This window comes from Marinovum sp. PR37 (genome assembly GCF_028807375.1).
In the GTDB taxonomy this organism is placed as follows: Bacteria; Pseudomonadota; Alphaproteobacteria; order Rhodobacterales; family Rhodobacteraceae; genus Marinovum; species Marinovum algicola.
Genome location: NZ_JARAML010000035.1, coordinates 32,490 through 43,782, shown reverse-complemented (window position 1 = coordinate 43,782; position 11,293 = coordinate 32,490). Strand labels below are relative to the sequence as shown.

13 protein-coding genes are annotated in these 11,293 nt (G+C 65.3%); 7 read left to right on the top strand and 6 right to left on the bottom strand.

The genetic code is table 11. The annotated features are described in order from the left end of the window. Window positions 1–1,411 (top strand): OmpA family protein (locus PVW49_RS21490; RefSeq protein ID WP_274591541.1); only part of this gene is annotated, 1,411 nt, incomplete at its 5' end. A gap of 54 nt (window positions 1,412–1,465) precedes the next feature. Here the strand turns inward: PVW49_RS21490 and PVW49_RS21485 are convergent. Further along, on the bottom strand, window positions 1,466–2,185 hold the full coding sequence (locus PVW49_RS21485; RefSeq protein WP_074835980.1) for a M48 family metallopeptidase: 720 nt from the start codon (window positions 2,183–2,185) through the stop codon (window positions 1,466–1,468). A gap of 124 nt (window positions 2,186–2,309) precedes the next feature. On the opposite strand from PVW49_RS21485, the gene PVW49_RS21480 reads away from it, so the two are divergent. From PVW49_RS21480 to PVW49_RS21470, 3 genes are all read left to right on the top strand, one after another. Continuing rightward, the gene (locus PVW49_RS21480; protein WP_048533260.1) at window positions 2,310–2,549 is read left to right on the top strand and encodes a hypothetical protein; all 240 of its coding nucleotides are present in this window, start codon (window positions 2,310–2,312) and stop codon (window positions 2,547–2,549) included. Window positions 2,550–2,705: 156 nt separating this feature from the next. Further along, entirely contained in the window at window positions 2,706–3,284 is a 579-nt protein-coding gene (locus PVW49_RS21475) for a nitroreductase family protein (RefSeq protein WP_274591540.1), read from the top strand. Next, complete coding sequence (locus PVW49_RS21470) at window positions 3,281–3,970, top strand: EI24 domain-containing protein (protein WP_048533262.1); 690 nt, start codon at window positions 3,281–3,283, stop codon at window positions 3,968–3,970. The genes PVW49_RS21475 and PVW49_RS21470 overlap by 4 nt, the downstream gene beginning before the upstream one ends. Window positions 3,971–4,017: 47 nt before the next feature. Here the strand turns inward: PVW49_RS21470 and PVW49_RS21465 are convergent, their stop codons facing one another. The 4 genes from PVW49_RS21465 to PVW49_RS21450 all read right to left on the bottom strand — a co-directional run bounded on the left by PVW49_RS21465 (window position 4,018) and on the right by PVW49_RS21450 (window position 6,896). Next, window positions 4,018–4,449, bottom strand: a complete 432-nt coding sequence (locus PVW49_RS21465; protein WP_048533263.1) for a DUF1330 domain-containing protein — start codon at window positions 4,447–4,449, stop codon at window positions 4,018–4,020. A 20-nt stretch (window positions 4,450–4,469) separates the two neighbouring features. Beyond that, window positions 4,470–5,048, bottom strand: a complete 579-nt coding sequence (locus PVW49_RS21460) for an NADPH-dependent FMN reductase (protein ID WP_048533264.1) — start codon at window positions 5,046–5,048, stop codon at window positions 4,470–4,472. A gap of 157 nt (window positions 5,049–5,205) precedes the next feature. Beyond that, window positions 5,206–5,856: an OmpA family protein gene (locus PVW49_RS21455; RefSeq protein WP_048533265.1), complete on the bottom strand. Its 651-nt coding sequence runs from the start codon at window positions 5,854–5,856 to the stop codon at window positions 5,206–5,208. A gap of 203 nt (window positions 5,857–6,059) precedes the next feature. After that, on the bottom strand, window positions 6,060–6,896 hold the full coding sequence (locus PVW49_RS21450; protein WP_048533266.1) for a methylated-DNA--[protein]-cysteine S-methyltransferase: 837 nt from the start codon (window positions 6,894–6,896) through the stop codon (window positions 6,060–6,062). Between the two features lie 91 nt (window positions 6,897–6,987). On the opposite strand from PVW49_RS21450, the gene nth reads away from it, so the two are divergent. Together nth and PVW49_RS21440 are read left to right on the top strand one after the other, a co-directional pair. Beyond that, window positions 6,988–7,632 (top strand): endonuclease III, encoded by a 645-nt coding sequence (nth, locus tag PVW49_RS21445; protein WP_074835986.1) that lies wholly within the window; start codon window positions 6,988–6,990, stop codon window positions 7,630–7,632. Continuing rightward, window positions 7,629–8,618, top strand: a complete 990-nt coding sequence (locus tag PVW49_RS21440; RefSeq protein WP_048533268.1) for an adenosine kinase — start codon at window positions 7,629–7,631, stop codon at window positions 8,616–8,618. Before nth ends, PVW49_RS21440 begins: the two co-directional genes overlap by 4 nt. A 133-nt stretch (window positions 8,619–8,751) precedes the next feature. On the opposite strand, the gene PVW49_RS21435 is transcribed toward PVW49_RS21440, so the two are convergent. Then, the gene (locus tag PVW49_RS21435) at window positions 8,752–9,570 is read right to left on the bottom strand and encodes a sulfotransferase family protein (RefSeq protein WP_074835988.1); all 819 of its coding nucleotides are present in this window, start codon (window positions 9,568–9,570) and stop codon (window positions 8,752–8,754) included. A 141-nt stretch (window positions 9,571–9,711) separates the two neighbouring features. Here PVW49_RS21435 and PVW49_RS21430 point away from each other — a divergent pair, with 141 nt between their 5' ends. Continuing rightward, complete coding sequence (locus tag PVW49_RS21430; RefSeq protein WP_074835989.1) at window positions 9,712–11,289, top strand: DUF5928 domain-containing protein; 1,578 nt, start codon at window positions 9,712–9,714, stop codon at window positions 11,287–11,289. Window positions 11,290–11,293: the final 4 nt, after the last annotated feature.

Below are 11,293 nucleotides of genomic sequence, written 5' to 3'. Positions count from 1 at the left end.
CGAAAGTGAGGCCGAAGCCCAGGTCGAAAGTGAGGCCGAAGCCCAGGTCGAAAGTGAGGCCGAAGCCGAAGCGGAAGCGGAGACCGAGGCGCAAGCTGAGACCGAGACGCAGGCAGAGACCTCCCTCGGCGGCCTGGCCGGTATCAACGACATCGACGCCATGAGCCGCGATCAGCTTCTCGCGCTGGCCTCCGACCTGTCGCTCGACCTCGGAGCCACGGAAAATATGTCCGAGGCCGAACTGCGCACCGCGGTGAAGGCCGCGCTGGGCATGGAGGTGGAGGTGGTCGAGCCCGCCCCGGAAGAAACCGAGCCGGACACGACCGTTGCCGACAGCACACCGATGGCGGCCGAGGATGATGCCGCCACCGCCGAAGGCGAGGTCGTGGTGGAGACCGTGACCGAGGCCGACGTCCGCTCGAGCAGCGAGGAATTCGGCAGCGACGTCATCGTCGAACAGCAAGCCGAGCAGCGCGGCACCCGTGAAGACGACGATGACGATGATGATCGCGGCTTCAGCAATGCCGAAACCGCCGCCGCCCTGGGGCTTGGCGTGCTGGCGCTGAGCCAGATCCTCGGCGACGCCGACGAGGTTGTGTCCAACTCGGGCGACCGGGTGGTGGTACGGCGCGGCAACGATCTTCAGGTCATCCGCGATGATGACGTGCTGCTGCGCCAACCCGGCTCGGAGGTCGAGACCCGCAACTTTGCCGACGGCTCGTCGCGTGTGGTCGTCACCCGCCCCGACGGCAGCCAGGTGATCACCGTTCGGGCCGCCGATGGCACCGTGGTGCGCCGGGTGCAGGTGCGTGCCGACGGCCGCCGCATCGTGCTTTTCGACGACACCGAGGAAGCGGCAGAACCGGTCGATGTGACCACCCTGCCAGAGCCGCGCCGACAACAGCCCGTTACCGTCACCTCTGGCGATCGGGCCGCATTGGAAGCCGCGCTGAACGCGCAGCTGGCCGCCGATGTCGACCGCCGCTTTTCGCTCAATCAGGTCCGCTCGATCCGTGAGGTCCGCCACCTGATGCCCGAGGTCACGCTTGATGCGGTCAACTTCCAAACCGGCTCTGCGGTGATCCAGCCGGGCGAAGCCGAGGAACTGGCCGATCTGGGCAGCCAGCTTGCCGATTTCCTTGCCGCCAATCCCGACGAGCTGTTTATCGTCGAAGGCCACACCGACACCGTGGGCGACGCCGCCTATAACCTCGCCCTGTCGGACCGCCGGGCGGAATCCGTGGCGCTGGCGCTGGTGGAATATTTCGACGTGCCGCCGGAGAACCTGATCATCCAAGGCTATGGCGAAAGCGATCTACTGGTGCCGCGTGAAGGCCCCGAGCGCGCCAACCGCCGCGCCACCGTGCGCCGGATCACGCCGCTGCTGCACCGCAACGCGCGGCTCGACTGAGCGCTGCGTCAGGACTGAAAAGTACCCCCGCGACCGGACGGCCGCGGGGGTTTTTCATTTCAGCCGGCGTGCCACCCGCCGCACCGTCTCGATCCGCGCCGAATTGGGCGGATGGGTGCCGAGAAACCGGTTTCCGGGATCGGGAATGCGGGCAAAGAATTCGGCGCCGCGCACCGGATCAAAGCCCGCGCGATGGGCGATGACCGTGCCGATGGCATCCGCCTCGAGCTCGAAATCCTTGGTAAAGCTGCGCCGTCCAAGCGCCGCACCCAGCTCCAGCCCGGCCTCTATGGCACCGCTGTCACCCCCCGAGATGGTCGCCGCCGCCCGCCCGAAAAGCTCCGAGCCCAGCGTCGCATTGCGCTGCGCCCGCTCGATATGGCCGCCGATGTGATGCGCCGCCTCATGGCCCATGACAAAGGCCAGCTCGTCGGCATTGTCGACATTCAGGATTAGCGCGAGGTTGAAGGCGATGATCGGCCGGCCCTGCCGGTCGAGCGTGTGAAAGGCGTTGGGGGCCTGGCCGGGCCGATCGTCGACGACGATCTGGAAATCGCAGGGCCCGCGCAACCGCACCTTGCGGCATTCGGCCTCGGCCACGGGTTCGACCTGTTCCACCACGGCCACGAACTGCCGCGCCGCCGCATCGGCACGGCGCTGAATCTGGGTTTCGGTCAGTGGCCCCGCCGTATCCTGAGGCAGCCGCGGCGCAGGCGCGACCGCGGCACAGGCCGAAAGGAAGAGCGTCAGGAACAGGAGAGAGATACGAGTCATGTCAGATCGAAAATAGGCCGCGCAACAGCCGGGTGCCAGATGTGAAAAGCCGCAAGGCGGGGAATTGCTTATCCCGGCCCCCGGCGCCGGTTGCAAATGCCCCGCCAGCCTCTAATCTGGTGGCATGTTTACGATCGAGCACGAATTCGACGCCACCGTCGTCACCCTTGTGGATGAAGGCGACGCCCCGCTTCAGGAGGACGTCGTTGTCAACGGTTTTGCCGAATGCATCACCGTCGAGCAATATGACCCGCGCGAGGACAGGATGCACAGGATCACCCTGTCGATCGCCCAGATGCGCGATCTGGCCACCGCCATCGACCTGCCCGAAGGCGTCTATCGCCGCGCCGCGCAACAGGGCTGAGGCATCAGCCCGACCTCCGGTAAAGCATTTGCACACTGGGCCCGTCCAGACAGCTCGGAACATTCATCTGGGGCCATTCCCCGCCCGGGACGCCGCCTGCCCTTGAAAACCCCAGCCCGACGGGTGACATAAGCGGCGACACGTCAGGAGAGCCGCATGCCCCAACCCAATCAAGCTGCACTGGATTTTCTGCTGAGCCGCCGCTCGCGCCCGGCCAAAACGCTTCAGGCTCCCGCGCCGGACCGCGCCGCGCTGGACCCGATCCTGACCGCCGGCCTGCGCAGCCCCGATCACGGCAAGCTCGAACCCTGGCGGCTGATCGTGCTCGACCGGGCCGCACTCGACCGTCTGGCGGGCCTTGCCGAAACCCGCGGCGCGGCGCTTGGGCTCGACCCCGACCAGGTGGAAAAGACCCGCGCCACCTATGCCGACAGCCCGCTGGCGGTGGTGGTGGTGACCGCACCCGTGGCCTCTGAAAAGGTGCCCGAGATCGAACAGCTCTATTCCGCCGGGGCGGTCTGCCTATCGCTGCTCAATGCGGCGCTGGCGGCCGGTTGGGGGGCGAACTGGCTCTCCGGCTGGGCCAGCCATGACCGCAGCTTTGTCGAACAGGGCCTTGCACTCGCACCACAGGAAAGCGTTGCCGGCATCATCCACATCGGCACCGAACGCGCCGCACCGCCGGATCGTCCGCGCCCCGATCAGAGGGCCAAGGTCACCTGGATGGACCAATGATCCTGTCCGCCTTTCTCAAATCGCTCAGCCAGCTCAGCGATTCCCGGTTCCGCAAGGTGCTCTGGATGGGCATCGGGCTGACCGTGGCGCTGCTCTTCGGGGCCTATGCCGGGCTGCTCTGGCTGATCGAATGGCTCACCGGCGAAAGCATGACCCTGCCGCTTGTGGGCGAGGTCACCTGGGTCGGCGATCTGCTTAGCATCGGCTCGCTGGTCTTCATGATCGTGCTTTCGGCCTTCCTGATGATTCCGGTGGCCTCGGCAATCACCTCGATGTTCCTCGACGAGGTGGCGCAGGCGGTCGAAGACCGGCATTATCCCAGCCTGCCGCCGGCCACCCCGGTGCCCTTTGCCGATGCGGCGCGCGATACGGTCAGCTTTCTCGGCATCCTGATCGGTGCCAACCTGGTGGCCTTCGTGCTCTATGTGTTCTTTCCGCCGGCCACGCCCTTCATCTTCTGGGGAATGAACGGCTTTCTGCTCGGGCGGGAGTATTTCACCCTTGCCGCGATGCGCCGGATCGGCCGCGAGGGTGCCCGGGAGATGCGCCGCAAACATGGCACGACGATCTGGATCGCCGGCATCCTGATGGCCATGCCGCTCAGCGTGCCGCTGCTCAACCTGCTGGTGCCGATCCTCGGCGCCGCCACCTTCACCCATATCTATCACGCGCTGTCGCGCCGCTGAGCGCGGCGGCCGGCCGACGGGGCCGGCCTGCTGGGGTGCGGCGCCGGTCAGCCTTCGGCCAGTTCGCCGAAATGCGCCCCCGGCGCGCCCGGCGCCATGCGGATCAGCCGCGAGGTCTCGACCGCCGCCTGCCGGTGGCGCACCGCACGCCGGTAGTCCGGGTCGCGGATCATCGCGACAAAGGCATCGACCGAGGGGTATTCGGCGATGAAGGCAATGTCCCAGCGCTCTTCCGAGGGGCCGATCAGCATCAGCTCGGGCTGTCCGACCCAGACCTGCCGCCCGCCCAACCGCTGAAAGATCGGGCCGCTTTCGCGGGCGTAGGCGCGATAGGCTTCGGCGCCGCTGGCCTCGGTGCCGTCGTCATAGCGGGCGCGGGCGTGCAGCCGCACGAGGTTGAGCATATGCACCGGCCCCTCGCGCTGCATCTCGCGGAACGCTGCAAAGCTTTCGCGCGTCGGATCGACGTGATCTGTCATCGGGTCTCCTGCCGGCTGTTTCAGGCAGAGTGGTCAATCGCCGTCCCGGCGGCAAGCCCCTGGCGTCGCACCTCTTCGCGCAGCGCCGCCATCAGCGCGGTCAGCGTCTTCTCATAGCGGTCATTGATCAGCCGGCCCTCGGCATCGAACTGTTCGCGCCCCTGTGCCACCAGAACCTCCGGCCCCTGAAGCAGCCTGGGCCGAAAGGCCACCAGGCTGGCGCGCAGCATCATCTGGGTGCGCTCGCCCCCGGCGCGGCCCGATGCGGCGGACATGATCGCCACCGGCTTGCCCTGCCAGGGAAAGACATCGGTGCGGCTGATCCAGTCGAGCGCATTTTTCAGCACACCGGAGACCCCCTTGTTGTATTCCGGCCCCGAGATCACCAGCGCATCGGCCGCGGCGATCTGATCGGCCAGCCGTCGAACCGGTGCCGGAATGCCCTCTTCCGCCTCGAGATCGCCGTCATACAGCGGCAGGCGCAGGTCGGCCTCGGCGGTCTCGGCCGCGCCGAAGAGCCGCAGCGCCTCGCGCATCAGCTTGGTGTTGGACGATTCCGCGCGCAGGGAGCCGGAGATGCCCAGAAGGGTTACTGCCATGTGCTGCCTCTCTTTCTGTCTGCCCCAAGGAGATACCCCGATGTCGGCGCAAGGCAAGGCGCCGGTCCGGCCCCGGGGGCGCATGAAAAACCCCGGCCCGCATCAACTGCGGACCGGGGCCGGACATGGGATCGGGTGAAAAACCCGGCCGAAGCGATCAGGCGTTCGGCAGGATCACGATTTCGACGCGGCGGTTCTGGGCCTTGCCCTGCGCCGTCAGGTTGTCCGCCACCGGCTGGTCTTCGCCACGGCCGATGGTCTGAAGCCGGCTGCCCGAGACGCCCGCGGCGACCAGCACATTGGCAACCGATTGCGCCCGGCGCTGCGACAGGCCGAGGTTATAGGCGGCGTCGCCGTCGCTGTCGGTGTGGCCGACGATCTGGACGGTCGAATTCGGATAGGCCTGGAGGTTGCCGGCCAGTGCCCGCAGGTCGCGTTGCAGATCGGGACGTACGGTGGCGTCATCCACAGCAAAGAGGATGTCGTTCGGCAGGGTCACGATCAGCCGGTCACCGGTGTTGGTGATGGTGCCGTTGCTCATGCTCTGGCGCAGGTCTTCTTCCTGTTGGTCCAGACGGTTGCCGATGACCGCGCCGGCGCCGGCACCGACAATCGCGCCGCCGATGATCCGGTTGCGTTTCTCGACCTCGTTGCCGCCGGCGATCGCGCCGGCCGCCGCCCCGGCAAGGCCGCCGAGGATCGCGCCCTGACGGGCTTTCTGGTTCTGGTTGGGGCCCTGGGTGGTGCAGGCCGCAAGCGAAAGCGCGGCGGCCGAAGCCAGCAGGATGGGTTTGCTCAGAAAAGTCATGATAGTCGTTCGCCTCATTGATTGCGCTGTCGCACGCCGCGCGTGCTTTACACTGGTCGCGATCCTGTCGCCGCTCACAATTACGTGCAAGGGGGAATCGGCGGAAGCTTGCCACCTCTCGGCGTTGACGCGGTGTCGCGAGGGCGGGGCGGTGCCGCCCGCGACCCGACCGAGGATATCTGTGAACCGAAGAAGGACCGGCGTCAGGCTTCGGCGCGGGCCGATTCATAGGCCAGCAGCGCGCGTTTCACCGGCAGGCCCCAGTGATATCCGCCAAGCGCGCCGGATTTGCGCAGGGCGCGATGACAGGGGATCAGCCAAGAGACCGGGTTGCGGCCCACCGCCGTGCCCACCGCGCGCACCGCCTTGGGCCTGCCGATGCTCGTCGCGATTTCGGAATAGGTGGTGACATGGCCCGAAGGGATCGCGAGCAGCGCCTCCCAGACCTTGATCTGGAACGGCGCGCCGATCAGGTAGAGCGGGGTCTCGCCCGGCACCTCGCCAAAGGCGGCGCCGACCCAGGCGGCGAGGCGCTCCGGCGCCTCCTGGTAGCGGGCCTCGGGCCAGCGGCGGCGCAGATCCTCCATGCAAGCCGCCTCGCCCATCTCGGCGGCAAAGCCCAGCCCGCAAAGCCCGCGGTCGGTGCCCATCACCAGCGCCCGGCCAAAGGGGCTGTCGAACCAGCCCCAATATATGCTCAGCCCGGCGCCGCCATGGGCATAATCGCCGGGGCTCATCGCCTCCCAGCGCAGGAACAGATCGTGCAACCGGCCGCCCCCCGAAAGCCCGGCACCATCGGCCGCCGCCAGCGTGGTGAAGCGCTCGCGCAGCAGCGCCTTGGCATGACCCAGCGCCAGATACTGCTGATAGCGCTTGGGCGAGACACCGACCCATTTCGAGAACAGCCGCTGGAAATGCGCCGGGCTCATGTTCATTTCGCCGGCCAGTGCCTCCAGCGTCAACGGCGTCTGGCTGGCGTCGATCAGATCGATGGCGCGGCGCATGACCTGATAGTGATATCCGTTTTCCTGCATGGTCATCGGGCAACTCCTTTGCCTCAATCTAGGGTGCAGGCCGAACTGTCGCGACCCGAATGTTGCGCTTGCGTCGGGGCTGGGCCATAGAACGGGCATGGCCAAGCAGCTCGATTATCACACGATCCGCGAGATCTTTAGCCGGTTTCACGCCGCCGAGCCCGAACCGAAGGGCGAGCTCGACCATGTGAACGCCTATACGCTGGTGGTCGCCGTGGCGCTTTCGGCGCAGGCGACCGATGCCGGGGTGAACCGGGCGACCAAGGAGCTGTTTCGCATCGCCGACACGCCGGAGAAGATGCTGGCCTTGGGCGAAGCGGGGCTGACCGCGCACATCAAGACCATCGGGCTCTATCGCAACAAGGCCAAGAACGTCATCAAGCTGTCGAAAATCCTCGTCGAGGATTATGGCGGCGAGGTGCCCAATTCCCGAGCCGCGCTGATCTCGCTGCCCGGGGTCGGGCGCAAGACCGCAAATGTGGTGCTCAACATGTGGTGGCGCTACCCGGCGCAGGCGGTGGACACCCATATCTTTCGCCTCGGCAACCGGTCGGGCATCTGCCCGGGAAAGGATGTCGAAGCCGTCGAACGCGCCATCGAGGATCACATCCCGGTGGATTTCCAGCAGCACGCCCATCACTGGATGATCCTGCACGGCCGCTACGTCTGCAAGGCGCGCAAACCGATGTGCGCCACCTGCATCATCCGAGATCTCTGTATGTATGAGGACAAGAACCTATGAAGACCTATCAGGTTGTCGGCATCGGCAACGCCGTCGTCGATGTGATCACACAAGCCGACGACAGCTTTCTCGAACACATGGGGATCGGCAAGGGCATCATGCAGCTGATCGAGCGCGAGCGCGCCGAGGTGCTCTATGGTGCCATGGGCGAACGCAAGCAGGCGGCTGGCGGGTCGGTGGCCAATACCATCGCCGGGGCCGGCAATCTGGGCATGCGGACAGCCTTTGTCGGCCGGGTGCATGACGATGCGCTGGGCCGCTTCTATGCCGAGGCGATGGAGAAGGTGGGCACCGCCTTTGTCAATCCGCCGGTGCCGGGCGGCGAACTGCCGACCTCGCGCTCGATGATCTTTGTCTCGCCCGATGGCGAGCGGTCGATGAACACCTATCTCGGGATTTCCGCCGAACTCGGGCCGGAGGATGTCGACGAGGCGGTGGCGGCTGCGGCCGAGATCGTCTTTCTCGAGGGCTATCTGTTCGACAAGGACAAGGGCAAGGACGCCTTCACCCGCATGGCCCGCGCCTGTAGCGCCGCCGGCGGCAAGGCCGGGATCGCGATCTCGGATCCGTTCTGCGTCGAGCGCCATCGGGCGGATTTCCTGCAATTGATCGAGAACGAGCTGGATTACGTGATCGGCAACGAGGCCGAGATCCGCTCGCTGTATGAAACCGACGACACCGAAGAGGCGCTGGCCAAGGTCTCGGCGATCTGTTCGCTGGTCTGCTGCACCCGATCCGGCGACGGGGTGACGATCGTGGCCGACGGCCAGCGTACCGATGTCGGCGTGCAGCGGATCGTGCCGGTGGATGCGACCGGGGCGGGCGACGGCTTTGCCGCCGGCTTCCTTTTCGGTCTGGCGCAGGGCCGTGACATGCAGACCTGTGGCCGCATGGGTTGTGCCGTGGCCGGCGAGGTGATCCGCCACGTCGGCCCGCGGGCCGAGACCGAATTGTTGCAGGTTCTGGAGGCTGCGGGCCTGGCCTGAGACCGCGGCCCCGAACCTCGCGGTTTTGCGCGTTGAGGCCGGCCAAGAGGCCCCGGCGCGGGGGCCGGGGCACGGTTTTCGGGGTGGCCGGTTTCTGAGCAACGGGTGACAAACCGGCGCCCGGTGCCCTGGCCTATTCACCCAGCTTGGCGTGTACCTCGTCGAGGTCGATCTCGGCCACCGGCATCTTGTTCGACGGATCGGCGGGATCGTATTTGAAGACGTCGAAATCGCGCTTGTACATCTCGTAGACCAGGTGCATCGACAGGTCGTCAAAGTAATCCTCGACCGGATGCGCGCGTTTCGGCCCGTGGCCCTCGCTCTCGTTGAAGCGCGGGATCTCCGCGAGCTTGACCTCGTGGCGGGTGTCGATCTTGCCCAGCACCTCGGACATGCCCTCGTTGAACTTCTCGGTCCAGATGATCTTGTCGTAGCGCCCGCCGTTGCAGATGAAGGTCGAAACGTGGCCGGAGGTCGCCGACCAGTGGATGTCCGGGTCCATCGGCTTGCGCCAGCGAATGGTGTCGCGGGCGAACAGCAGGAAGCGACGGAAGCTGGCGATCTGGTCGAACTCGCCCTTGCCGTCGTCGCCGCCGACCTCGATGCCGTATTTCTGCACCAGCATCGGCACCAGGTTGCCGCGGTAGCGGTTGCCGTTGCGCTGGATGCCGCAGATCTTGTCGAAAAAGGACGACAGGATGCGGGTATAGGGGTTGCGCACACAGGTGAAGGCATAGGCCTGATGCGTCTTGACGTTGGCGTTGATCAGGTTCTGGCTGTCCTCGCGGGACCATTTGTGCAGCCCCGTGGTGGCGTCATGAATGTCGCCATCGTAAAATTCGCCGTGGTCGGAATAATAGAGGATCTGTCCGATGGTCGAGCAGGCGCATTTCGGCACCACGCGATAGACCACGCTTTCACTCTCCGTCATCCATGTGCCGGGAAAGCCCATGGGCTGCTGCCTCCAGTCTGCTCTTGTCGTTGCAAAGCTTATACGCTCGTTTGTTTTTGTTAATAAACCCTGTTTATTCAACACGTCATCGGCTTTAACTGAGGGCCAGGGCGGGACGCGCGGAATATGACCTAGATCACAATGTCGAAAATAGCCTTCATATTGCTCTGTCACAAGGATCCAGAGGCCGTTATCAAGCAGGCCCAGCGGCTTACGGCAAAAGACGACTACATGTCGATCCATTTCGACGCGCGGGCGCCGCGGGCCGCCTATGACCGGATCCGCAGCGCTCTGGCCGACAATGCGCATGTCACCTTTGCCAAGCGCAGGATCAAATGCGGCTGGGGGGCCTGGTCGCTGGTCGAGGCGACGCTTCTGGCCACCGAGGCGGCAGTCGCCGCCTTTCCCAAGGCGACGCATTTCTACATGCTCTCGGGCGATTGCATGGCGATCAAATCGGCCGAATACACGCATGAGTTCCTCGACGAGAACGACGCCGATTTCATCGAGAGCTTCGATTTCTTCGAGTCGGACTGGATCAAGACCGGTATCCAGGCCGAGCGGCTGATCTATCGCCACTATTTCAACGAGCGCGAGAACAAGCGGCTGTTCTACGCCGCGATGAACCTGCAAAAACGGCTCGGGCTGGAGCGCGAAATCCCGTCGGATTTGCAGATCATGATCGGCAGCCAATGGTGGTGCCTGCGCCGCCGCACCATCGAATGGATCCTGGCCTTCACCCGCGAACGTCGCGACGTGATGCGGTTCTTTCGCACCACCTGGATCCCCGACGAGACCTTTTTTCAGACCTTGGTGCGCCATCTGGTGCCGGAAGAGGAAATTCGCAACCGCACGCTCACCTTCCTGATGTTCTCGGACTACGGGATGCCGGTGAATTTCTACAACGATCACTACGATCTCCTGATGAGCCAGGATTACCTCTTCGCCCGCAAGATCAGCCCCGAAGCGCAAGAGCTCAAACGCCGGCTGGGGGTGCTCTATTCCTCGGACGGGGCCGAGTTCCAGATTTCCAACGAGGGCCGCAGCCTTTACACCTTTCTCACCGGGCGGGGCCGCGAAGGCCGGCGCTTCGCCCCGCGCTTCTGGGAGAACGAGGGGTCGCTGGGCCGCGACCGCGAGATGCTGATCGTGGTCTGCAAGAAATGGCACGTCGCCAAGCGGCTGGTCTGGCGCATCCAGCAACTTACCAATGTTCCGGCGGTCGAATATCTGTTCAACGAAGACAATTGCGCCCTGCCCGATCTCGGGGGCATCCAGGCCTCGATGGACAAACGCCACCGCCACCGCAGGGCGCTGATGCGGATGCTGTTCGACTATTACGACACCGACCGGCTGCTGATCTGCCTCGACCCGGCGAACATCGACCTGTTGCAGGATTTCTACGGCGACCGCTCGGTGACCCGGCTGCTCGAGGTGCAATGCCACTTTACCGACGCCTATCTCGTCGGCCACGCCAAACGCGTGGGTCTGGCCGGGGACCACACCAAGCCCGACGCGCTGCGCCGTCTGCTGCCCACCATCCGCAACGACGTGCTGTTCGAGAGCGAGACGATCCGCGATGCCGGGTTCGCCAATCACAGCCAAATCCGCGAATGGGAAACCGCCGAGCAGAATGCCCGCGCCCTCGCAGATTTCCTGCAAGTCCCGCCAGAGACCGCGCTGGACGTCGCCCACACCGATCACCTGTTTGCCGATTGAGGAA